The following is a 22,890-nucleotide window of genomic DNA, read 5'->3' as shown; positions in this document are numbered from 1 at the left end:
ATCAGGCCTCGACGACCTCAACGTTGACGACGTCCTCGATCACCGGGTTGGACAGCAGGGTCTCGGCGGCTTCCCGGGCCTGGGTCAGGATGTCTTCGGTCACCTCGCCGTCGACGGTCAGTTCGAAACGCTTGCCCTGGCGGACAGCGCTAAAGCTGGTGAAACCCAGACGGGGGAGTGCTCCCACGATGGCCTTCCCCTGCGGGTCCAGAATCTCGGGCTTGGGCATGACGTCGACAACGATCCGGGGCATCCGGTAACTCCTGTGCGTGAGCATTGGGTAAGGGCGCAGCGGAGTGGGCCGTCTCACGCCATTCCTCCAGTTGCCTGGCCGGTTCAAATGGCATGGCATTCAAATGGCATGGTGTGGACGGGCGCTCCGCGAGCTTGCTTCCCCATTCTACCGGCCCCGGCGGTCCACTCTGTATTCGCCCCCGGCGGCGCCGGACCCCACCTTGGAACCGCGTGAACGACGACGGCGGATCTGGTCCGCCGTCGCGCTCGTCAGTAGGATTGCGGAATGGCTGAGAAACCGAAATCCGTCCTGTTGCCAGTGCTTGCCGCCGCGGTATTCGCGGGGCTCGGGAGGATGGTTCTCCAAAAGATCAAGGCCGATCGCGAGGCCAGGCGCAGCCGCCTCGCGGGCCCCGTTGACGAGAAGACCCGCCAGTGGATCAGTGAGGTGGTCCGGACTCCCCGCCAGTAGGGTGACCCAACGCCGAATGTGAACAACGCCGGCTGCCGTGACAAAAAATAAATAGTGGTTTGTGCCCTATGTCATAACTACCTGCCGGTAGGTACTCTTGGGATCGGCTGAGCTCGTGCGGGTCGACAAAATCTGTCAATCGCTTCGACAAGCCGCATGAGCCCCGGCCATCAGCCGGGACCGTTCCTTATGAAAGGTTCAAATCACTCGTGAAATCAGCAGGAAAGAGCTTCTTCCGAAGCCGGGGGGCCCGGAAAGCAGCCGCACTGTGTGTCGGTCTGCCTTTGCTCCTTTCATCCCTTGCCGCGTCGCCGGCCACTGCCGCTCAGGGCATGGTTCCGGGCATTGCGGACGGCATGGCGCACGCCGCGCAGCAAAAAACCGTCGACCCGGAGACATTCCCGGCGGGGCGTTACATCGTGGTCCTGACCGACAAGCCCACAGCCACCTACGAGGGTGGAAAGCCGGGCTTTGCAGCCACCAAGCCCGAGTCCGGCCGGAAGCTGGACGCGCGGCGTGACGAAGTGCAGAAGTACCAGGCGCACCTCGAAGCGAAGCAGACAGCGCTGGCCAAGAAGGAGCACGTCCAGATCCGCAAGCGGTACACCGCGGCGCTGAACGGTTTCAGTGCGGCACTGACGCCGGACCAGGCCGTCAACCTCGCCAAGGATCCGGGCGTTCTCACGGTGGCACCGGACACGCAGCGGGCTCCGGACTACTCCACGACCGATTTCCTCAAGCTCAGCGGCCCCGGCGGCACATGGAACACGCAGTTCGGCGGGCAGGTTGGCGCGGGCAAGGGCGTGGTGGTCGGTGTCATCGATTCCGGGTACACGCCCTCCAGCGCCTTCTTTGCAGGGGAGGAGGTGCAGCCGCTCAGTGGGGAACCGCAGGTCGGTGTTCCTTACCGCAGCGGAAACGGTATCGCCATGCTGAAGTCTGACGGCAGCACCTTCGAAGGTGAGTGCCAAAAAGGCGAGGGGTTCGACGGCAAGGCCTGCAATTCCAAGGTCCTGAGCGCCCGCTACTTCTCCGATGCCTTTGAAGACACCGTGGACAAGGCGGACCGGGCACCGGAAGAGCTGATTTCCCCGGTTGATGTCGGGAGCCATGGAACCCACACCGCCAGCACCGCTGCCGGCAACCCCAACGTGGAAACCTTCGTGGATGGCCGGAGCTTTGGCCTCACCAGCGGCATCGCGCCGGCTGCCAAGCTCTCCATCTACAAGATCTGCTGGGAAGACAACGATCCGGCAACCGGCGGCTGCTACACCTCGGCGGCGATCGATGCGATCAACCAGGCCGTGCTGGACGGCGTTGACGTGCTGAACTACTCCATCTCCGGAACGACATCCACCACCACGGATCCGGTGTCCCTGGCGTTCCTTTCCGCAGCCTCGGCCGGGGTCTTTGTTTCGGCTTCCGCCGGCAACTCCGGCCCCGCGGCCAGCACGGTGAACCATGGCGAACCCTGGGTGACCACTGTTGCGGCCAGCACTTTCTCCCAGGAACTGCAGGGCACGGCCGAATTCTCGGACGGCAGCAAGTTCCGTGGCGCCAGCATCATGAACCGCGAAGTGACCGGTGCCGGTGTGGTTCTGGCCGCGGATGCAGGTTCCGGTCAGGACCCGGCACCGCGGCTGTGCGGCCCCGGCTCACTGGACCCCGCAAAAATCACCGGCAAGGTTGTGGTCTGTGACCGCGGCACCTACGACCGTGTGGCCAAGAGCGCCGAAGTGGCACGCGGCGGCGGTGCCGGAATGATTCTGGTCAATGTGACCGGTTCGTCCCTCGACGCCGACAAGCACTCTGTCCCCACCGTGCATGTGAATCCGCCTGCCACGGAGCAGATCAAAGCCAAGGTGGCGGCGAATCCGGCAATTACAGTTTCGCTCGCCAACAAGGACACCACCGGACTGCCGGTTGAGGCGCAGCCCCAGATCGCCGGATTCTCTTCCCGGGGACCGCTGATCGCCACGGACTCGGACCTCCTTAAGCCCGACGTCGCTGCTCCGGGGGTGGCCGTCCTGGCGGGTGTCTCACCGATCGGTGCCGGCGGGGACACATTCGGTTTCATGTCCGGAACGTCCATGGCCGCGCCCCACGTTGCGGGCTTCGGCGCGCTGATCCTGGGGAAGAACCCGGACTGGTCCCCGGCTGCCGTGAAGTCGGCCATGATGACCACCGCCGGTGACGTGAAGCTTGCGGACGGCACGAAGAACACGGACGTCCACGCCACCGGCGCAGGGCAGGCCGACCCGGCCCGGATGCTGAGTCCGGGCCTTGTCTACGATGCCGACGGCGACGATTACCTCCGGTTCATCCAGGGAACCGGGGTTGACCTCGGCATGCCGGGCCTGGGCAGCACAAAGCCGCGGGACATGAACGTGCCGTCCTTCTCCCTCGGGAACCTGGCCGGCAAAATCGTGGTCACGCGCACAGTGACAGCACTGACTCCGGGCGTGTACCGGGCCACCGCCAAGGTACCCGGCGTGAAGGTCACGGTGACTCCGTCCATCCTGTCCTTTAACGCGGCCGGCGAAAAGCGCACGTTCAAGGTCTCCTTCGAGAACCAAAGCGCCACGCTGGGGCAGTTTGCTATGGGATCGCTGACCTGGCAGGGGTCGAACAAGGCCGTTGCCTCCCCGGTTGCGGTGCGCCCGCAGTCAGTGGTTGCGCCCAAGAACGTCGCTTTCACGTCTGAGGGAGGCAACGGGTCCGGAAACATCAGCATCGTCTCCGGCTCAGGCTCACCCACTGACGTGACGCTGGACGGGCTGTCCAAGGCGGATTCCTCCGCCATTGAACTGGTCCCGGGCCCGTTCCGGTATGAGCCCGACGCCTCGAACTTCGTCAAGACCGTCGAGGTGCCGGCCGGGTCCCCGCTGGCAAAACTGTCCGTGTTTTCCGCAGACGAAAGCGCTGACTTCGACATGGTGGTCATCACCCCGAGCGGACAGGGAATCGTGGCGGCTACGGCCGCGGCCAGCGAATCGGTGTCCATTCCGAATCCAGCCCCGGGAACGTACCGGATGTTCGTGAATCTGTACGACAGTCCCAACGGCCAGGCCACCGGCGCGTCCGTTGATGCCGCCGTCCTTGGGGCAAACGTGGGTAACGCTACCGTCAGTCCTGACCCCGTCCGCCTGGCAAACGGTGCCGCCGGCAGGCTCGCCCTGACCTGGAGCAACCTCGCCCCCGGTTCCTACATCGGCAGGATCACGTTCGCGGGTGCCAGCGCTCCAACATTCGTGAATGTTGTGGTGACGCCGGGCGGCATCCCTGGAGTTCCTCCGGCTGCGGAGGATCCGAAGAAAAAGAAGAAGCAGGGGAAGGTCCAGAACGAGGACCTGACACGGTCGCCGGATAACTCCATCTAGGAAGGTCCACCGGGTTCGCGCGGAACCCCTGCGGTAGTGGGGGGGGGGGGGGGGGCCCCCCCCCCCCCCCCCGCCACTCTTGTTTAAGGCGCGTGTTTAAGGCGCGTCTTTAGAACAGTGAATCCATGCTCCTCAGATGGCTCCGGTGGATCCGGAAATGCCGCCCAGCAGTGGAGCAAGGGCATGCCACCGGGCAATCTCGCAGCCGTCCGTCAGGGAGAACCGGCAATGCACCTGCCGCCCGCTGAACGTTCCGGTCACGAGGGCAACCTGCGGGCCGCCGTACTGCTGGGTGCACAGCATGGGAGGGCCCGGTACGGGAAAGAAGATCCCCTCCCCAAAGCGCTCGACGGCGGCAACGGCCCCCGCGGGGTCCGGCAGGTTTGAGTCAAGCGGGCCGCCGGCGAGGCGCGTCAGCCTGAAGACGTGCTCCGGAGCGCCCGGCGCCTCCACCAGGGAGACCGTCAGGTCGAGGTCACGGTCAGGGCCCGCGTGTTCGGCAGGTGTCATGGGAGCCCCTTTGCGGTGCAGTCAGCGTCCACCGGTTCGAAGAGCGGAGCGAGCGTTGCCAGCAACCGGCCGCGCAGCACCTGGGCCTCTGCGGAGAAGGCCCGCTGCTGCTCAACATAGGCGGCCTTGCCCTCCGCGGTCTCGATCCTGATCGGCGGGTATCCCCAGTCTGCAAGGTCGTAGGGAGAGGCCTGCATGTCCATGGCCCGGACGCGCCACGAAAGTTCGAAGCAGTCCATCACCAGCTCACTGGGCAGCGCCGGCGAAAGCTTATAGGCCCACTTGTACAGATCCATGTTCGCGTGCAGGCAGCCCGGCTGCTCCATGCTCCGCTGGTTCTCCCGGCTGGGGGCGAGCTCATTCCGCGGAACCGCATCCGGCGTATAGAAGCGGAAGGCGTCAAAGTGCGAACAGCGGATCCGGCTGTCCTCGACCACCTTGTCCGTACCGGCTTCACCGAGCCTCAGCTTCAGATATTCGTGCCGGAGCTCAAACTTGTCCTGGCGGTACACCATCGCCCACTCGTGCAGTCCGAAACAGCCGAACTGCGCCGGACGCGCGGCGGTGCCTGCCAGGATGACCTGGGCAAAAACCAGGGCCTCACGGCGCGCGGCGAGAAATGCCTCCCGGTCCAGGGCCACAGCAGTGCTGCCGGCCGGCAGCCCGCACGAGGCGAGTTCGCCGCCGTCGAGCGTGCGGTAGTACTTCCAGCCGCTGCGCTGTCCCGCCTCTGCTCCGGTGAGGACAACCCCGTCGCCCGGATGCCAGCGCAGCAGCTGGCCCGGCTTCTGGGTGTAATAGGTGAATAGGAAATCCTCCACCGGATGCTTCCGGCCCGCGGACCGGCGCGCCAGGTAGGGATCGCTGTAGCGCCGCACGCGTTCGGCATGGGCGCGTTCCCGCTCCCGCCAGTCTGCGGCGGGCAGCACGTGGGTCAGGGCGTGCATCGTGGGCGTTCCGACCGGCACGGGCTCAGACTGCCCCGCCGGCAGAGCCAAGGACGTCCTTCGCCGCATTCCAAGCGCCGATTTCGCAGCCGTTCCGCAGCATGAAGGTCCTCTCGACAGGAATGCCGTCTACAACGCCGGTGACCGTGGCAACCTGTGGGCCGCCGTACTGCTGGGTGCACGAAACGTCCTTGCGGGGTCCGGGCTCGTTGAGGATGGCGGCGTTCTCCTTCAGAGCGGCGCATGCGGCGGCGGCACCGGGATGCTGGCTTTCGGCAGCCGGGGCACCTTCCTTGCAGACGAGTGTGTAACTGACGGCGGTGGCGTCCTGGGAGGGTTTGACGGTGATGGCGAGTTCCGCTTCACCTTTTCCTGGCCCGGATGGCAGCGGGGCCGGGACAGGCGGTGCAGGGGCCGGATCGGTTGTCTCCGCATCGGGGGGCGTGGTCCCCGGGGTGGTGGTGGCCGGTGCGGCAGTTCCTGGCTGCGTGTTTTCCGGTTCTGCCGGGGTGGAGGTCGATCCCGGCGTCGTGGGGGCTTCACTGGCGGTTCCGGTGGTGGGCGTCGGCTCGCCGGTTCCCGTACCCGGGGTGCAGGCGGCGAGTCCGCCCATCGCTCCAAGGGCGAGCAGCACAGAAAGGAATTGCTTGCGCATGCCGGGTCTCCTCAAGGTTTTTCCCATTCTATCGTCGGCCCCTGCTGCGGTCCGGAACGGCCCGATAACGGTGTCCGGCAATAGCTAACGGAAGGGTATCGATTCTTGGCGGCGTCCGCGGTATCTTTCTGACATTGACGGGTGCGCGGTTACAACCAAAGAGTGATGACGCCCATGGGGGGCAGAGCGTCCAGTTCGTGGGACCGAAGGTCTGCAGGTCCAAGAACCAAGGAAGGCATCTCCCCATGACCACCGAGCAAACATCCTCCCGCCCGAAAATCCGCCGCCGGCTGCCCGCCGTCCTCGCCGTCGGCCTTGCCATGGTCATCGGCCAGGGGCTGGCCGCCCCGGCGCCTGCAGCACCTGGACCATCCGCCGGCCAAGCGTTCGACGACGGCCGGTACATCGTGATGCTCAAGGACAAGCCGCTGGCCACCTACTCGGGAGGTGTGGCCGGCATTCCCGGCACAGCCGCTCCGAAGGGAAAGAAGCTGGACACGTCAGGGCCCAACTCCCGTAAATACGACGCGCACCTGAAGACAAAGCACCGGCAGGCGGCGACCGCCAAGGGCGTGACGATCGATCAGAGCTTCACCCTGGCCCTCAACGGGTTCAGCGCCGCACTGTCTGCTGAACAGGCGAAGCAGCTCGCCGGCGACCGGGGAGTGCTCGCCGTCGTCCCCGACAGGCTGCTCAAGCCGGCCTACTCCAGTACCGATTTTCTTGGCCTCCCCGGGCCGGACGGGGTCTGGAGGCAGCAGTTCGACGGCAAGGAGGATGCAGGCAAGGGCGTAGTGGTCGGCGTGCTGGACACCGGATATTCCCCGGGCAATCCGTTCTTTGCGGGCGATTCCGTCCCGGGGCTCTCCGGCACCCCGAAGATCGGCCAGCCCTACCACCTGCAGGGCAACGCCATCGCCATGCGCAAGGCCAACGGCGATACCTTCGTAGGGGACTGCGTCGCAGGCGACGGGTTCCAAGGCACCGAGTGCAACAGCAAGGTGATCGGTGCCCGCTACTACGGTGAGGGCTACCAGGCCATCGTCCCGCCGAACCAGCGGTCACCGCTCGAGCTGTTCTCACCGGTGGACGTCAACGGCCACGGTTCACACACGGCCAGCACCGCTGCCGGCAACAGCAACATAGCGCAGGAGGCAGGCGGCCGCGCGTTCGGAATCAGCTCCGGCGTTGCGCCGGCGGCCAAGATTGCCGTGTACAAGGTCTGCTGGGAGGGTGCCACCCCTGCGACCACCGGGTGCCTGGAATCGGACATTATGCAGGCGATCCAGGACGCCGTCCTGGACGGCGTGGACGTAATTAACTACTCCATCTCCGGGAACACCACCACAACCACCGATCCGGTGTCCCTCTCCTTCCTCAACGCCGCTGCCGCAGGCGTCTTCGTTGCAGCGTCCGGCGGCAATGAAGGCCCCGTTGTCAGCACGGTGAATCACGCCGGACCCTGGGTAACCAGCGTGGCGGCTTCGACGTTCGACAGTTCGCTCCGCGGCACCGTCGAGCTGTCTGACGGGAAGAAGTTCGCGGGAGCGAGCGTGATGAGCGAAGAGGTGACCGCCAAGCCCATCGTTCTGGCGCTGGCCGTCAAGGCGGCGACAGCCGCTGATGCGGACGCTGCCCTCTGTGTCCCGAACTCCCTCGATCCGGCCAAGGCTGCAGGAAAGATTGTCGTGTGTGACCGCGGCGTCATCCCCCGGGTGGACAAGAGCGTTGAGGTGAAGCGTGCAGGCGGCGTGGGCATGGTGCTCGTCAACGTGCTGCCCGGCTCGCTTGATACCGACATGCACAGCGTCCCCACTGTCCACGTTGGCGACCCTCTGGTCAAGGAGGCTGTGGCTGCAACGGCGGGACTGACGGCGAACCTGAGAATGGAGGACACCACCGGTGCCGCGCTTCCCCCAGTGCCGCAGATCGCCGAATTCTCGTCGCGGGGACCGACTCTGGCGGCGGGCGGCGACCTGCTGAAGCCGGACGTCACGGCCCCCGGCGTCGCTGTTCTGGCGGCTGTTTCGCCTATTGGCTTCAAGGGCGAAAAGTTTGGGTTCATGTCCGGAACCTCCATGGCTGCGCCGCATATCGCAGGATCCGGAGCCCTGCTGCGGGGCAAGTTCCCGCAATGGTCCCCGGCCGCGGTTAAGTCGGCCATCATGACCACCGCGTATGACCTTGTCAATGCGGACGGTGCGAAGGTCCACAACGTCTTCGCCCAGGGCGCAGGCCATGTGAATCCCTCCAAGTTCGTGACACCCGGCCTGGTCTACGATGCCGGACCCGGCGACTGGCTCGCCTTCCTGCAGGGCCAGGGCGTCGAGCTGGGCATTCCGCCGCTGGCTGCCAAGGACGTCAACCTGCCGTCCATCGCCTTGGGCTCCCTGGCCGGCAGCCAGGTGGTCACCCGGGCCGTGACCGCAGTGAAGGCCGGGACCTACCGGGCCAGCATTAACGTTCCCGGCGTCCAGGCAACTGTCAGCCCGGCCGAGCTGACTCTGAAGGCGGGGGAGAGCGCCATCTTCACTGTTACTTTCACGACGGCGGGAGCCCCGCTGGGCACCTACGCCACGGGCTCGCTGACGTGGACTTCGTCGGAGAACAGCGTGCGCTCGCCGGTCGCGGTGCGGCCTGTGGCCGCCGGGTAGCTGGAACGCCCTAGGGCAACCGCTCGGGACGGGCAGAACGCAATAACGCACGGCGCCGGTACCCACCAGATCTGGTGAGTACCGGCGTCGCGCGCTTCCGGATACCGCTGCGTGTCGCCGTGCGGCGCTGCGGCACAAGTCCGACGGCGGTGAGCCGGCGCTTGATTGTCAGTCGGCGCTGCGGCCGGTGGTGGCCGCGATGAGGTCCATCATCGTGCGGTGCAGGTCCTCCACCTGTTTCCGGGTCAGGCCGAGCTTGGCCATCATGGTGCCCGGTACCGAGGTCGCCTGCTGGCGGAGTGCTGCTCCGGCAGGGGTGAGGGCTACGGCCAGGGCGCGTTCGTTCCCTTCAACGCGGCGCCGGGTGATGAGTCCGGCGGTTTCCAGCCTCCGGAGCAGCGGGGAGATGGTGGCGGGCTCCTGCGCGAGCGCTTCGCTGATGTCCCGCACGGTGCGCGGACTGCTTTCCCACAGGCACAGCATGACCAGGTACTGCGGATGTGTGAGTCCCATGCGTTCCAGCACGGGCTTGTAGGCGCCCACGACACTGCGCGAAGCCACAGTCAGTGCAAAGCACAGCTGCCGCTCCAGCAGGAGGTCGTCGTCCGCAGCGGAAGCGTGGGCCCCGCCGTGGGCCGCTGGTGTGGCGGCTTCAGTTGCGTTGTGGGCTGCGACTGGGAGGCGTGTCCTTGCCTGCTCTTTTGTTGTTGCCTCGCCTGAGGGGGCGCTCATGGATGTCCCTTCAATCATTAGTGCACTAACAATTAGTGTATCGTTGATTGTGGCGGCAGGCTTCCCGGCAGCCAACTTCAGCAGAGTTCGTATGGAGAAGTGGACACCTTGGCAAAAGAGAATGCAGCACAACGGTTCATGCGCGCTACGGGCAAGCTGAGGGCGATTTTCGGCCCGGCAAACCGGAGCTCGCTGGGACACGACATGACCGAAGAGAACCGCCGGCTGCTCGCCCAGCGCCAGGCGGAAACCCAGCAGTGGGAGACGGTCCAGCGCCCGGACGGCAGCACGTATGTGGTGCCCCGTAACCCCGACGACAAATCCCTTCGCTAGCCGAACCGTACGGGGCCATTTTGGCGCGCCCGGCGTAAAATGAGGGCACTGGCAATCGTGCAGAGCGCATGCTTTACCTTCGCTCAGGGAAGGGGGTGGGACTTGTGGCACATGTAGTTACTGGCTTCATGGACCTGACCGACAGGCTGCGGTTCATCTTTGGTCCAGCTACCCAGGGTGACTCCGCCGCACCTGTGGTTCACTTGCATGACGATTTCGAGCACGCCTCAGAAGATGAGCTGGCGCAGTTCGAAGTCGAGACGGATTCCGAGGGCCACCACTACGCAATACGCAAGAGCGACCTGAAGTACCTCGAGTAGGGAAACGGAACACCGTTTAGGCAGAAAAGCGGCCGCCGGCCTGGATTTCCCAGGCCGGCGGCCGCTTTCGTATGCTGCCTTGGTTTCGCAGCCGTTGGCTAGCGGCCGGTGCCGCCGTAAACCGTGGCCTCGGCTTCGGTATCCAGGTCGAACGCCTTGTGGATGACTCGGACTGCCTCATCCAGCAGGTCCGCGTGGGTTACGACCGAGATGCGGATCTCCGAGGTGGAGATCATGTTGATGTTGATGCCGGCGTCGGAAAGCGCCTTGAAGAACGTTGCCGAAACGCCGGGGTGCGACCGCATTCCGGCGCCGATAAGAGAGAGCTTGCCGATCTTCTCGTTGTACTCGATGCTTTCGAAGCCGATCTCGGACTCAGCTGCACGGAGGGCAGCGAGTGCGTCGGCGCCTTCGACGATGGGCAGGGTGAAGGAGATGTCCGTACGGCCGGTGCCGTGGGTGGAGACGTTCTGGACGATCATGTCGATGTTCGAGTGTGCATCGGCGATGACTTGGAAAATCGCGGCGGCCTTGCCGGGGATGTCGGGAACGCCGACAACGGTCACCTTCGCTTCGGAACGGTCGTGTGCAACGCCGGAGATGATTGGCTGCTCCAAGGCAACTCCCTCTTGAGTCTTGATCTTGTCGTCGGCGCCGGGGATGACCCAGGTGCCCTCGTGCTGGCTGAATGAAGAACGGACGTGCAGGGGCACGCCAAACCGGCGGGCATATTCGACGCAGCGCAGGTGAAGGATCTTGGCCCCGGACGCGGCGAGTTCCAGCATTTCCTCGCTGGAGATGCGGTCGATTTTCTGCGCCGAGGGAACCACACGCGGATCGGCGGTGAAGATGCCGTCCACGTCGGTGTAGATCTCGCAAACATCGGCGTCCAGCGCTGCGGCCAGAGCCACGGCCGTGGTGTCGGAGCCGCCTCGGCCCAGGGTGGTGATCTCGTTGGTGGATCGGCTCATGCCCTGGAAGCCGGCGACGATGGCAATGTGTCCCTTGTCCAGGGCCGTCCGGATCCGGTGCGGGTCGACGTCGATGATGCGGGCCTTGCCGTGGATGCCGTCGGTGATCATGCCGGCCTGGGAACCGGTGAAGGACTGGGCGGAGGCGCCGAACTTGTTAATCGCCATCGCCAGCAGGGCCATGGAGATGCGTTCGCCGGCGGACAGGAGCATGTCCATCTCGCGTGCCGGGGCGGAATCGGTGACCTGCGCGGCGAGGTCCAGCAGTTCGTCGGTGGTGTCACCCATCGCCGAAACCACAACAACAACCTCGTTGCCGGCTTTCTGGGCATCTACCACACGTCGGGCGACACGCTTGATACCGTCAGCGTCGGCTACCGAGGAACCACCAAACTTCTGCACAATGAGCTGCGCGGTGGACGCCGGGTTGACGGCACGCTCCTGCGGCTGCTGCTCGGTCTTCACATCGGTACTGGGCATACTCATGCGTGCACCCTCACTGGATCAATCGGAGTTCTGGAGGCCTGGCGGCCTTGCGGCACGACGGCGTAGCTGATGTTGACAGTTTATCGCCGCCCCGGTCGGGGCGTGGAATTGTGACCCTGCGCGGCTCAGCTCAGGGCGTTGCGCCGGCCCTCGAACGCGCGGCCCAGCGTGACTTCGTCGGCGTACTCGAGGTCACCGCCGACAGGGAGCCCGGACGCCAGCCGCGTCACGGTGATGCCGATGGACTTCAGCATCCGGGCCAGGTACGTGGCCGTCGCCTCACCCTCCAGATTCGGGTCCGTAGCGATGATGATTTCCTGAATGGCGCCGTCATTGAGCCGTGTGAGCAGCTCGCGGATCCGCAGCTGCTCGGGGCCAATGCCTGCAATGGGATTTATGGCGCCGCCGAGTACGTGGTACCGGCCGCGGAACGAACGGGTCCGCTCCACCGCAAGGACATCCTTTGACTCCTCCACTACGCAGATGACGGAAGGATCCCGCCGGGCGTCCCGGCAGATGTTGCAGAGTTCCTGCTCCGTCACGTTGCCGCAGACGGTGCAGAACTTCACCCGGTCCTTGACGGTGGTGATGGCGTCAACCAGCCGCTTCATGTCCTGCGGGTCGGCCTCCAGAATGTGGAAGGCCAGCCTCTGAGCCGACTTCGGCCCGACACCCGGCAGGCGCCCGAGCTCGTCGATCAGCTCTTGAACTGCACCCTCGTACACAATGTCCTCGTTTTACTTGGTTGGATGATGGACGCCTTTAGTCCACGCTCTGTCCGCGGATTCCCCACTGCGGGCTGAAGTCTGTTTTCCTGGTGCAGCACGTTCCTTACCCGGCGGGCTTGCTGGCTGGTGCTGCACGGCTTGCCCTGCAGCCTTGGCAGTCGGGTGGCCGGACAGCCGCCGGGGCCATGGGAAGCCTAGTAGCGGGGCACCAGGGGGTTTCCGTCCAGCGACCTTTCCTCAATCAGCTTTCCGCCCAGAATACGCTCAACAGCAGCCCTTCCAAACACGCCCGATTCCTCGATAGTTTCGTCGTCCACGCTGGGGATGTCCTGCACATAGGAGACGGTGGGTTCGGCCTGGCGGCTGAGCGCTTTGGCCCGACCTGCTTCAGCCTCCGGGCTGTTGGACAACCGCTGGTAAAGGCTCAGTTTCTCGCGGCCGGCCGCCGGCGCTGCCAGGGCTGCGGTACCCCTGCCTGCTGGGGTACCCGTGGCGGGGGCAGTGTCCGGCCCCGCTGCGGGAGCCCCCGCCGGTGCGCCTCCTACGGCCGTCACCGTCGTGGGCGCGAGGTGCGGGCGTGGAGACGGTGCTGCACTGGGTGCGAACGCCGTTTCACGCGATCCCTCGGCAGGGGCGGAGGCCATGGCGTAGACGGGCGCCAACTCCCGCGTTTCCCGGCCTGGCTCCTCCTCCCGGCCTGGCTCATCTTCCGGGATTGTGGCCGGAATGTGCTGGTTGCCCGTTGCCGGGAAGGCAGCAGGAGGCGCCATGACGGGTGACGGATTATCCGCTCCGGATTCCGCCGGAACCTGGGCCGTTGCGGGCTCATATCTCGGAGCGGCCGGGGCCTGCGGCTTTTCTTCAGGCTGGCGGGTGTACTTGCCCACGTTGCTTTCCGAACCAAGAAGCCAAACACCGGGTGCCTGCTCCACCGCGCGCGACCAGGGATCCGCGGAGGCATCCGCTGCCGGCCTGTCTACACCGCTGTTCGGGGCGGGGGCCGGCACCGTACGGGATGGTTCAGACGGCGGGGAGACGCTGCGGGTTTCCTGACGGGGTGCTGGTTCCCAGTCCATGGGCGGTTCTTCATCCAGCGGCGGCGCGTCCTCGTCGAGGGGCGGACCCCAATCGTCGTCCGGGTAGGAGTACGAACTGTCATGGCTTACCTCGGCCGATTCAACGGCGTATGCCACACGCGGCTCAGCCCCAGGCTCCACGGGAGCCGACACGGGGCGGGTGGCGTCCACCGGAGCCGACGCCGGGCGCGAAGCAGTTACAGCAGAGGAGCCTGAGATGTGTTCCCGAATCTGGGAATCGCGGACAGGGGTTTCACGGACGGCGCGCGCTGGCGCTGCGTTTTCCCGGGCGGCTTTTTCCCCCGCGGGGCCAGGTGTTTCGGCCGGACGGTGGGCCGCGGGGGCAGCCGCGACTGGACGTGAGGGTGCTGCGGGAGCCAGCCCCTTGTCCTTTTGGGCTCCAGAGGCGATTCCCCCTCCGGACTCAGTGTCTGCCGGGGCCAGTCCCCAGTCCGCATCCGTGGTGGGGGCCGGAATGTCACGGCTAGTAGGGCCTTTTGGGTTTGGGTCAGAGCTCGCCGGGCTGTTGGAGGCGCCTGCCGTAGCGGCGATCTGGCAGTCGATGCCGATGGTCTTGTGGATGGCCTGGCGCAGGTTCTCCGAGTGATCCGCGCGCCCGAAGGCGCCTGCCAGCCCCGGAGTGGTGAAGACCAGGGTCAGCACCTGGCCGTCGAACTGGCCAACCTGGGCGTTCGGCTCCACGAGGGCCCACGTGCTGCGCTTGATCTTGGCGAGGGTCTGGAGGACCTCAGGCCACGCGCGGCGCAGCACCTCTACGTCGCCTCCTCCTGCAGGGGCGGGAGCAGCGGAGGGCGCAGGGGCAGGTGCGCCCGTGGAAGCGGGCCGGCTATCCGGCTCCGAAGCTGGCCGTACTGGCTGAGCAGGCTCAGCCTGGTGGGGCGCAGACTGAGCTGCCGGCCGCTGCGGCATTGCAGCGGGTCGCTCCGCTTGTCCTGGCTGGTCGGCACGGAGAGGTGGTGCGGACTCGCGCCCGCTGCCGACAACCGGCCCGGAGGCAAACCTGCCCGTGCCTGGCTGGGGTTCATCCACGGGCCAGTCGCTGGTACTGATCCGGGGCGCTGCCATGGGCTCGCGCTGCGCCGGCCCGCCGGCCGGAGCGGTAGCGGGCGGTCCGGCAACCGGTGCAGCGGCAGCGGGAACCGACGCGTCTGGCATTGAGGTACCCGGCACGGAGCTGGGCTGCGCTGCGGCGGCAGGCGCAGCGGCGGCAGGTACTGGGGCGGCAGGCACCGCGGCCGCCGCAGCCGGAACAGCAGGCACAGCGGGGGCCGGTGCGGCAGCAGCGGACGGGGATGCAGGGGCGTGCGGAGCGGCGGCGGGTGCGGCAACAGCGGCCGCCGGAGTGCCGACGTCGTTCCCTGCGTAGTTCAGTCTCCGCTCCACGCGGTCGATCCGCGCGGCAATGCCCCGCTCGGTCTGTTCGGCGCTGGGCAGCAGGATGCGGGCACAGAGCAGCTCAAGGTGCAGTCGGGGGGAGGTGGCGCCGGTCATCTCCGTGAGGGCGGTGTTGGTAACGTCCGCAGCACGGGACAGCTCCGCGCCGCCGAGATTATGCGCCTGGTTCTGCATCCGCGCGATCTGGTCCGCAGGCATGCCCCGGAGGATGGACTGGGCACTCTCGGGCATGGCCTGAACGATGATGAGGTCCCGGAACCGTTCGAGGAGGTCCTCCACAAACCGGCGGGGATCATGTCCGGTCTGGATAACCCTGTCCACTGCCCGGAAGACGGTGGCGGAGTCGGACGCGGCAATCGCTTCCACAACATCATCCAGCAGCGAAGCATGGGTGTAGCCGAGCAGCGCAACGGCCAGCTCATAGTCAAGGCCATTCGGTCCGGCACCGGCCATGAGCTGGTCAAGCACCGACAGTGAATCACGAACGGAACCCGCGCCGGCACGGATGACGAGAGACAGCACTCCCGGGGCAACGGGGACATTTTCCTGCTGGCACAGAAGCTCAAGGTAGGCCATGAGCGGTTCCGGCGGCACCAGCCGGAACGGGTAGTGGTGTGTCCGCGACCGGATGGTGCCGATGACCTTGTCCGGTTCTGTGGTGGCAAAGATGAATTTGATGTGTTCCGGCGGCTCTTCGACGATCTTCAGCAGGGCGTTGAACCCTGCCGAGGTGACCATATGGGCCTCGTCGATGATGAAGATCTTGTAGCGGTCCCGGACGGGGGCGTAGGTGGCGCGTTCCCGGAGGTCGCGGGCATCGTCCACACCGCCGTGGCTGGCGGCGTCGATCTCGATGACATCGAGGGAACCTGAGCCGCCCCGGGCCAGTTCGATGCAGCTCCGGCACACGCCGCAGGGGGTGTCCGTGGGGCCTTTTGCGCAGTTGAGGCAGCGCGCGAGAATGCGGGCGGACGTGGTCTTGCCGCAGCCGCGGGGGCCGGAAAACAGGTAGGCGTGATTCACGCGGTTTTTGCGCAAGGCCGTCATCAGCGGCTCGGTGACATGTTCCTGCCCGATAACGTCCGCGAACGAATCGGGGCGGTATCTGCGGTACAGGGCGGTAGTAACAGTCACAGGAAAACCCTACCAATCGGGGATGACATAAAAGACCCCTCATGCACCCGCCAGAGCCCGTCTACCCTTGCTACCTTCCGGTCCTGGGGGAGTTCAACAGGATGACGCCACATGAGGGGCCGTCAGACACTTTACCCGAAGTTTCGCCGTGCCTCGAATCGGCGGGACGGGTTCTCAGCCCGGCTGCTCCGGCCGCTGCCGGTGCCCGTTCACCGGCCAGCTCATGAAGGCCGGTTCTTCATAGGGGTGCGCGGCCCGAAGGGCACGGACCACGGCATCGAGCAGCCCAGCGTCAACGACGCACTCGATGCGCACTTCGGCCACTTGCTCCGGAACACCTTGGGCTCCGATGAAGGGGTTGGAGCCGGCCAGAGGGGTAAAGCGGCCGGTACCGGACGAGGTGAAGGAGCAGTGGGAGTACTCCCCCAGCCGCCCTGCGCCGGCGTCTCCGATCGCCGCAAGGACGAGGTCCATGTGTGACTCGGGAACATAGGCGACGAGGGCGTGCAGCTGCGGCATGGCTCTATCCTGCCAGCCATATTCCTATCCGTCACAGGCTTGGAACTACGCTGAAATTCAGGGCCAGAACGCTCAATTGGGCGATGCGGGAAAGTTCGGGTATTCTAGTATCTGCTTTTGGTTCAGAAGCAACTGGAGAATTCGCCTAGCGGCCTATGGCGCACGCCTGGAACGCGTGTTGGGTTAACGCCCTCGGGGGTTCAAATCCCCCATTCTCCGCCACCGGAAACCCGGTTCCGATTCACTCGGAACCGGGTTTTCTGTTGTCCTCCCGACTATCCTCACCGCGGCTGCTGTCTCCTTCCCGGGTCAGGCCACGCCCAGCCTCCGGAGCCGGCGCCGCGCCGCCTTTTCACTCGGACCCATCGGGCCCAAAGCAAGGCGTACGACGGCGAGTGTCGCCCTTGTTGCCAGCCCCACGGGAAGCGGAAATGGACCAAGGCGCGCATTACGCAGCCCCAGCATCTCCCGGTACTTTGGCTCCAGGCTCAGCACGGCGGCCGCAAAAAGGATGCGGTAGCCGGGCAACAGTGATGGATGCAGCGGCGGATTGCGGATAAAGGCAACCGTCTCGGCAACCCTCTCGTCGGCGCGCAAAGCACCCGCTGTGTACCAGGCCTCCAGTTCCTGGGCCAGATCGGCTTCCCGGAGCGGCGGCGATTCGATGCCCATCAGGCGGCCAGCCTCGGCCCATTCACGGACATAGGCGTCTGGCCCTCCCGGTATGGGTCCTCCCCATCTGCGGTGCACGGCGAGGAATGAGTCCGTGAACGCGACGTGCACCCACCTGAGCAGTTCCGGATCATTCGCCGAGTAGTCCCTGGTGACGCCCGCCCCGTCTACGTACTGCCCGCGCACCGACTCGTGAATGCGAAGCACCGCGTTGGTCGCTGCGCGGGCATCAGCCGTGGAGCCGTAAGTCACTGCATGGATCCAGCGGGTGGTTCGGACCAGCCGTCCAAGAGTGTCCTCCTGGAAGTTCGAGTGGTCATAAACGCCGGCGAGGACTCCGGGATGCAGCGTCTGCATCAGAAGCGCACGAATGCCGGCAACAAGTGTGGGCATTCCGCGATGGACAGCCCAGACGGCGGAACCGGGGCGGTAGAGGCCCGGGTCCTTTCCCTGGGCCAACTTTTCCGCCCATTCTGGTGGCGTATCGGGGCTGCCGCTCAAGGTCCGCCGGATCTCCGCCTGCAATTCCCTGAGGAAGTTCCGCATGTTCCATTCTTGCGCATGTGCGGCGGGGGATTAAGCCTATAAACCATGGGAATCACACCCCCAGTTTTAGGGGTTTCCCCGGAACTTCGGCTGTGGCCACAATGGAGGACACGCTCGTCAATTCAGCAGTTTGGCGAGTCCTACATCAGGAGAATTCTGTGGCAACTCATGGGGGAAAGCAACACACACCAGGGGCCAACGGCCCTGGCCGCGTTGCTTTGCGGAGCCTCTCTGCGGCAGTTGTCGTAGGTTTTTCCGTCTTCGCTTTCGGTTTTCAGGCACCGCCGGCCAGCCAGGTCCAGTCGCCCGCAGGGGCGATTGACGGAGCTGCCATCCGGGTGGTTCCACCGTCCGGCAACGTGGGACCTGCGCTGCTCGACCCTGACGTCCCTTCCACGGGGCACGCCGTGACCGGGCCCGTGGCAGAGTTGGTGGCGAAAGTTCCCTTCGGCAGAATCACCGTGGAAACCTCCCCCAGGAGCGTCACGGTCGCTGACAGCTCCATGGCACAATCCCCGGGTGTTGCGTCGTCCTCCCTCCGGAGGCCGGGAGCAGGCTTCCTCATGGCGCCCCTCGAGGTACTGAACCCCAGTTCATCTTTCGGTCTGCGCCACAACCCGCTTACAGGTGACGCCGGTGAGTTCCACTGGGGCCAGGACTTTGCCGCTGCATGTGGGACGCGTGTCTACGCAGCAGATTCCGGAGTCGTCAGGGCAGCCGGATGGCACCCTTGGGGTGGCGGCAACCGGATTGAGATTGACCACGGCAACGGCCTCATAACCACCTACAACCACCTGCAGTCTGTGGGCGTGACAAAGGGCGACAGGGTTCGCGTCGGCCAGGTCATTGCGCAGGTGGGCACTACCGGATCATCCACCGGATGCCACCTCCACTTCGAAGTCCACGAAAACGGACAGCACGTGGATCCGGCAAGGTGGACCCTGCTTCCCATCACGCAGCTCGAGCGGCTGCAGCAAACAGTGATGACCAGCTTCGACCCAGATGCTGCCAGCCTGGCCGGCTGGACCATTCCCTTCCTTCGGGGCAATACGGACGAGGGCGGCTCGCCAGCTTCCACGTATTACGACGCCCGGCCCTACATAGGAAATCCTTCGGGCGGCGCCAGCCCTTCCCTGATACCCAGCTCGTCATCACCTTGGCCAACCAACACCGGTGGAGCTACCAGCAGCCCGTTGCAGACGATTGCGCCCGATCCCTCGACCACCACCACGACGAAGCCTTCCACGACCGCGCCGGGTAGTACGACACCGCCCGCCACGAGTTCGCCGTCAACAACGCCGCCCGCAACGACGTCGCCCACGCCAACTCCAACTCCAACAACTCCCACCACGCCGCCTACGGAGCCGACGACACCGCCAACCGAGGAGACGGCACCGCCGACGGACCCGACGACGCCGCCGGTCACAGAAACCCCGACGCCACCGGTTACAGAAACACCGACGCCCGATCCGTTGCTGCCTCCTGAGCCCGATCCGACCCCTGAGCCAGTGCCGGAACCCGAAGGCCCGACGGAGCCTGTGAATCCCGTGCCCGAGCCGGCCCCTGGTCCGCCTGCTCCAACGCCTGAACCGGATCCGTTCACACAACCAGCTCCGCAACCGGCACCTGCTCCGGCCCCTGCGCCCACACCCAGCTCTGGGATTGTCGCGCCGGCGCCGGCGCCGGCACCGGCACCCGCCCCTGCTCCGGCACCCGCCCCTGCTCCGGCCCCTGCTCCGGCACCCGCCCCTGCTCCGGCACCGGCACCCGCCCCTGCACCTGCTCCGGCACCCGCCCCTGCTCCACCGACTGAGCCCGTGCCCGTACCGTCAGCAACCGTTCCATCAACGGTTGTCCCTGGTCCAACAAAAGCTCCTGCAACTGCACCTGCAGGAACCGGAACAGCCGTGACGGCGACTCCCACAACCGCGCCGTAATACGGCGCGGCGGGGTTCGCCGTCCGGCTGTTCGCCACCCGCAAGGAGGTCGAGGGAATGCAGCGGAGGTTTTGGCCGTTGATACCAGTAACGACCATGCAGCCGGCGAGAGAGTGCCACGTGACTTCCCTCCACAGGATTCGGGCGGTCTTCACCTTAGAATCCGTTGACGCCGGTTGCGCGGATTTCCGCAGTGCGCACCTTGGCCAGCCACCAGCGCCCCCGGCCGGTTCCGTTCTTCTGATTTCCCGCACCGCCATGCCCGGCGAAGGTCTCTCAGCGTGGGGCGGCCTGCCCCCGCCGTCGATCCGGCGATCCCGGATCCCGGCACCCAGTACAGCGGACATCGCCTGATATCCGCATGAGGAAACGAAAGCGAGGAGCGTTAGGCGGCAAGCGGCCAGCATCGTAATTTTTCAACATGCTAACTTCAGTTTCCCCGCAGTTTGCTTTTTATCTGGTTGGATGGAGCGTACTGAGAGGGACACTGGAGGCAACCGCTTCCTAACTACCGCGAAGGCAGCAATGGAGCTCATCGAGGCCGAGCACCCAAGGCCACGTCATTTTCTACTCCACCTAAGCGACCCCCATCTGCTGGGAGGTCCGGACCCCCTGTACGGAGCTGTGGACAGCGAAGCCCGCCTGATCCAGCTCTTCGACGAGGTCCAGGCGTCAGGGGCCCGCCCCGAAGCCGTGATTTTCACCGGTGACCTGGCGGACAAGGGAGATCCCGAGGCTTACGCCAAACTCCGCGCAATCGTCGAACCTGCGTGCAAGGATCTCGGCGCCAAAGTCATCTGGGCCATGGGAAACCACGATAACCGGGCTAACTTTCGGGCAGGGCTGCTGGACCAGCCGGGCAATGACGCCCCTGTGGACCACAGCTACTACGTCAACGGCCTGCGGGTTATCACCATGGACACCTCGGTGCCCGGCTTCCATCATGGGGAACTCAGTGACGACCAGCTGGACTGGCTGGCAGCCCAACTGGAAACGCCCGCTCCGGACGGGACCATCCTGGCGTTGCACCATCCGCCCGTACCCTCGGTGCTGGACCTGTCCGTGCTCGTGGAGCTCCGTGACCAGGCTGCCCTGGAATCCGTCGTCCGGGACTCGGACGTCCGCACCATCCTGGCGGGTCACCTCCACTACTCGACGACGGCGAGCTTCGCCGGGATCCCGGTGTCGGTCGCCTCGGCAACGTGTTACACCCAGGATCTAAACGTCCCGGTGGGAGGAACCCGCGGCCGTGACGGCGGGCAGGCCTTCAACCTCGTGCACGTCTACGAGCACACCATCGTGCATTCGGTGGTGCCGCTGGGAAGCACGCCGACCGTGGGGGAGTACGTCACCCCAGAGGAAACGGAACGGCGCCTGGCAGCTGCCGGAATACGCATCCCGGAGAAGGTGAACCGGCCGGTCCTCACACGGAACTAGTCCTAAACGCCGGAGCCCCCGCAGTGCTTGCTGCGGGGGCTCCGGCGTTTGCGTCTACTTCTCCCAGGGAGCCTTTATGGGGAAGTACTTTTCCAGGAAGTCAGTCACCAGTTCTGCGCGCTCGCCGGCAGGCACTTCGGGGAAGCTGCCGTCATTGAGGCAGAAGAAGTCCATGTTGCGCTTGGTAAGCAGCTTCGGCAGATAGTTCAGCCCAGCCCGGAGGGTGGTGTCCACGTACCTGACCTTCGCCGCCGTCTGCGTCACGGCCCGGCCGGTGAGCAGTGCGTAGTAGTGGTAGAACGAGTTGGTCACAGAAATGTTGTCCGCCGCGCGGAAGGTGCTGGCCGCCGTCTTGGCGAACTCGTTCGGGAACTCTTCCTCCATCTGGGCAACGACGCTGCGCCGCAGCGGCGCTGCGCAGTGTTCCAGATGGCGGGTGGTGATCCGCCCGAAACGGTTCCACAGCAACTTGCGGTTCACCCGGGCGGCGTTCTCGAAGCCGCTGCGCTCCACCGCATTCTCCCCGAGCCCGATCCGGGTCTCAGCTTCGATGAACTTCGTGATGCCGCCAGGAGTGAAGAAGATGTCCGGCCCCACGGGACGTCCGAAGAACATGTCGTCGTTGGAGTACAGGAAATGCTCGGAGAGGCCCTCAATGTGGTGCAGCTGGCATTCCACAGCCTGGGAATTGTGGGTGGGGAGTACGGAAGGATCGGCGAAGAACTCCTCGCTCCGGATGATCGTCACGGCCGGGTGGTCCGCCAGCCACTCAGGGGCGGGGGAGTCCGTGGCGATGAAGATGCGGCGAATCCACGGCGCAAACATGTAGACCGACCGAAGGGCGTACTTGAGCTCGTTGATCTGGCGGTAGCGCGCTTCATGGTCGTCACCCTCGCCAAGCACCGCGCCGGCCTGCCGGGCACGGCGGGCGGCGATGTACTCGGGAGAGCTGCCGTCCACCCAGGAGAAGATCAGGTCGACGTCGAAGTTGATGTCGCTGGCATGGTCCGCGAACATGTTCTCGATGGTCGGCCAGGTGTGGCCGTAGCGTTCGACTGTGCCGCGCACGGCGTCCTGGGCCAGCATGGTCCGGCGGGTGAGAGAATTTTCTATAGGCAGGATCACCTCGTCGCCCTCGAAGCTCCAGAGCTCCACCTGCACGCCCGCGGAAGCACCGAACTCGAAGCCGCCGTTGGGTTCCACGCGTGGCCTGTACAGCCGGAAGATCCTGGACTGCTTGTTGGTGGAGAGCTCGCCGTCGGCAACGAGCACAGACGTCTTCTTCTTGGCGTCCACCGTCATGGAGTAGAAAGGTTCGTCCCGGCAGGCTTCCACGAGGGCAGCGCGCATCTTCTTGCGCTTCTTCCAGTCCAGAGCGATCACCGGCCGGTCGTTGTTTCCGCGGACCAGGAGGTAGTCCAGGCCGGCCTGCGCCAGCACGTTCCGCAGGAAGAGCAGGTCCTCCACCATTGCCTGGTAGGGCGTCCGGTTCTTGTTAATCAGGGCATACCGCCCTGATGTGCGGACCACATCGGGGCGGTGTTTCAGACGCGCTACAGCAGCCGGGGACGTCTCTTCCGCAAGTACCGGGACGTCCTCGGAAGTCTGCACGCCGTAGTAAACATCATCCTGAACCGTTACGTCTGTAATGGTGATTCTCCGTGCTCATAGAGGGTGGGTCTTTACTTGCATGATAGTCCTGCCCGGAAAACTGCAGGCAAACATGCGCCG

Annotated in this window: 19 protein-coding genes, 1 tRNA gene, 1 other RNA gene and 1 pseudogene; 8 read left to right on the top strand and 14 right to left on the bottom strand. The window is 65.3% G+C overall.

From position 1 onward, the window contains the following. Position 1: 1 nt before the first annotated feature. Entirely contained in the window at positions 2-253 is a 252-nt protein-coding gene (gene purS / locus ACIP9X_RS00835; RefSeq protein ID WP_400477819.1) for a phosphoribosylformylglycinamidine synthase subunit PurS, read from the bottom strand. Between the two features lie 267 nt (positions 254-520). On the opposite strand from purS, the gene ACIP9X_RS00830 reads away from it, so the two are divergent. Together ACIP9X_RS00830 and ACIP9X_RS00825 are read left to right on the top strand one after the other, a co-directional pair. Then, complete coding sequence (locus ACIP9X_RS00830) at positions 521-706, top strand: hypothetical protein (RefSeq protein ID WP_400477818.1); 186 nt, start codon at positions 521-523, stop codon at positions 704-706. Positions 707-990: 284 nt separating this feature from the next. After that, positions 991-4,086 (top strand): S8 family serine peptidase, encoded by a 3,096-nt coding sequence (locus ACIP9X_RS00825; protein WP_400477817.1) that lies wholly within the window; start codon positions 991-993, stop codon positions 4,084-4,086. Between the two features lie 132 nt (positions 4,087-4,218). On the opposite strand, the gene ACIP9X_RS00820 is transcribed toward ACIP9X_RS00825, so the two are convergent. The 3 genes from ACIP9X_RS00820 to ACIP9X_RS00810 are packed head-to-tail and all read right to left on the bottom strand — an operon-like array spanning position 4,219 to position 6,198. After that, on the bottom strand, positions 4,219-4,596 hold the full coding sequence (locus ACIP9X_RS00820; RefSeq protein ID WP_400477816.1) for a serine protease inhibitor: 378 nt from the start codon (positions 4,594-4,596) through the stop codon (positions 4,219-4,221). Then, complete coding sequence (locus ACIP9X_RS00815) at positions 4,593-5,543, bottom strand: 3-methyladenine DNA glycosylase (protein WP_400478515.1); 951 nt, start codon at positions 5,541-5,543, stop codon at positions 4,593-4,595. Before ACIP9X_RS00815 ends, ACIP9X_RS00820 begins: the two co-directional genes overlap by 4 nt. Before the next feature lie 25 nt (positions 5,544-5,568). Beyond that, positions 5,569-6,198, bottom strand: a complete 630-nt coding sequence (locus ACIP9X_RS00810) for an SSI family serine proteinase inhibitor (RefSeq protein ID WP_400477815.1) — start codon at positions 6,196-6,198, stop codon at positions 5,569-5,571. A gap of 245 nt (positions 6,199-6,443) precedes the next feature. On the opposite strand from ACIP9X_RS00810, the gene ACIP9X_RS00805 reads away from it, so the two are divergent. Further along, complete coding sequence (locus ACIP9X_RS00805; RefSeq protein WP_400477814.1) at positions 6,444-8,852, top strand: S8 family serine peptidase; 2,409 nt, start codon at positions 6,444-6,446, stop codon at positions 8,850-8,852. 168 nt (positions 8,853-9,020) lie between these two features. Here the strand turns inward: ACIP9X_RS00805 and ACIP9X_RS00800 are convergent, their stop codons facing one another. Continuing rightward, on the bottom strand, positions 9,021-9,584 hold the full coding sequence (locus ACIP9X_RS00800; RefSeq protein ID WP_400477813.1) for a MarR family winged helix-turn-helix transcriptional regulator: 564 nt from the start codon (positions 9,582-9,584) through the stop codon (positions 9,021-9,023). A gap of 138 nt (positions 9,585-9,722) precedes the next feature. Here ACIP9X_RS00800 and ACIP9X_RS00795 point away from each other — a divergent pair, with 138 nt between their 5' ends. Together ACIP9X_RS00795 and ACIP9X_RS00790 are read left to right on the top strand one after the other, a co-directional pair. Next, entirely contained in the window at positions 9,723-9,917 is a 195-nt protein-coding gene (locus ACIP9X_RS00795) for a hypothetical protein (RefSeq protein ID WP_400478514.1), read from the top strand. A gap of 104 nt (positions 9,918-10,021) precedes the next feature. Beyond that, positions 10,022-10,237: a hypothetical protein gene (locus ACIP9X_RS00790; protein WP_400477812.1), complete on the top strand. Its 216-nt coding sequence runs from the start codon at positions 10,022-10,024 to the stop codon at positions 10,235-10,237. A 98-nt stretch (positions 10,238-10,335) separates the two neighbouring features. Here ACIP9X_RS00790 and ACIP9X_RS00785 read toward each other — a convergent pair whose 3' ends face one another. From ACIP9X_RS00785 to ACIP9X_RS00765, 5 genes are all read right to left on the bottom strand, one after another. Beyond that, complete coding sequence (locus tag ACIP9X_RS00785) at positions 10,336-11,694, bottom strand: aspartate kinase (protein WP_400477811.1); 1,359 nt, start codon at positions 11,692-11,694, stop codon at positions 10,336-10,338. Positions 11,695-11,819: 125 nt separating this feature from the next. Next, on the bottom strand, positions 11,820-12,419 hold the full coding sequence (gene recR, locus ACIP9X_RS00780; RefSeq protein WP_400477810.1) for a recombination mediator RecR: 600 nt from the start codon (positions 12,417-12,419) through the stop codon (positions 11,820-11,822). Positions 12,420-12,616: 197 nt separating this feature from the next. Further along, a complete protein-coding gene (locus tag ACIP9X_RS00775; RefSeq protein ID WP_400477809.1) occupies positions 12,617-16,048 on the bottom strand; it encodes a DNA polymerase III subunit gamma and tau in 3,432 nt (1,143 codons plus the stop codon). Between the two features lie 27 nt (positions 16,049-16,075). After that, an RNA gene (gene ffs, locus ACIP9X_RS00770) (signal recognition particle sRNA small type) lies at positions 16,076-16,172 on the bottom strand. Between the two features lie 50 nt (positions 16,173-16,222). Beyond that, positions 16,223-16,567 carry a hypothetical protein gene (locus ACIP9X_RS00765; protein ID WP_400477808.1) on the bottom strand — a complete coding sequence of 115 codons (345 nt, stop codon included), beginning with the start codon at positions 16,565-16,567 and terminating at the stop codon, positions 16,223-16,225. Positions 16,568-16,701: 134 nt separating this feature from the next. Here ACIP9X_RS00765 and ACIP9X_RS00760 point away from each other — a divergent pair. Further along, positions 16,702-16,789 (top strand) — tRNA-Ser (locus ACIP9X_RS00760). An 87-nt stretch (positions 16,790-16,876) separates the two neighbouring features. Here ACIP9X_RS00760 and ACIP9X_RS00755 read toward each other — a convergent pair. Together ACIP9X_RS00755 and ACIP9X_RS00750 are read right to left on the bottom strand one after the other, a co-directional pair. Continuing rightward, the gene (locus ACIP9X_RS00755; protein WP_400477807.1) at positions 16,877-17,785 is read right to left on the bottom strand and encodes an oxygenase MpaB family protein; all 909 of its coding nucleotides are present in this window, start codon (positions 17,783-17,785) and stop codon (positions 16,877-16,879) included. Between the two features lie 274 nt (positions 17,786-18,059). Continuing rightward, positions 18,060-18,290 carry a hypothetical protein gene (locus ACIP9X_RS00750; protein ID WP_400477806.1) on the bottom strand — a complete coding sequence of 77 codons (231 nt, stop codon included), beginning with the start codon at positions 18,288-18,290 and terminating at the stop codon, positions 18,060-18,062. On the opposite strand from ACIP9X_RS00750, the pseudogene ACIP9X_RS00745 reads away from it, so the two are divergent. Then, positions 18,289-18,654 (top strand): annotated as a pseudogene (locus ACIP9X_RS00745) (M23 family metallopeptidase); the annotation flags it as partial. The gene ACIP9X_RS00750 and the pseudogene ACIP9X_RS00745 sit on opposite strands and share 2 nt — an antisense overlap. A 227-nt stretch (positions 18,655-18,881) precedes the next feature. Here ACIP9X_RS00745 and ACIP9X_RS00740 read toward each other — a convergent pair. Next, positions 18,882-19,877, bottom strand: a complete 996-nt coding sequence (locus ACIP9X_RS00740) for a hypothetical protein (protein ID WP_400478542.1) — start codon at positions 19,875-19,877, stop codon at positions 18,882-18,884. Between the two features lie 370 nt (positions 19,878-20,247). On the opposite strand from ACIP9X_RS00740, the gene ACIP9X_RS00735 reads away from it, so the two are divergent. Beyond that, positions 20,248-21,159: a phosphodiesterase gene (locus tag ACIP9X_RS00735; RefSeq protein WP_400477805.1), complete on the top strand. Its 912-nt coding sequence runs from the start codon at positions 20,248-20,250 to the stop codon at positions 21,157-21,159. A gap of 54 nt (positions 21,160-21,213) precedes the next feature. Here the strand turns inward: ACIP9X_RS00735 and ACIP9X_RS00730 are convergent, their stop codons facing one another. Next, positions 21,214-22,770: a stealth conserved region 3 domain-containing protein gene (locus ACIP9X_RS00730; protein ID WP_400477804.1), complete on the bottom strand. Its 1,557-nt coding sequence runs from the start codon at positions 22,768-22,770 to the stop codon at positions 21,214-21,216. Positions 22,771-22,890 lie beyond the last annotated feature (120 nt).

Origin of the sequence: Arthrobacter sp. NPDC093125 (assembly GCF_044754225.1) — a bacterium.
GTDB lineage: Bacteria > Actinomycetota > Actinomycetes > Actinomycetales > Micrococcaceae > Arthrobacter.
The sequence above is the reverse complement of the archived record's forward strand: the minus strand, read 5'-3'. Positions and strand labels throughout refer to the sequence as shown.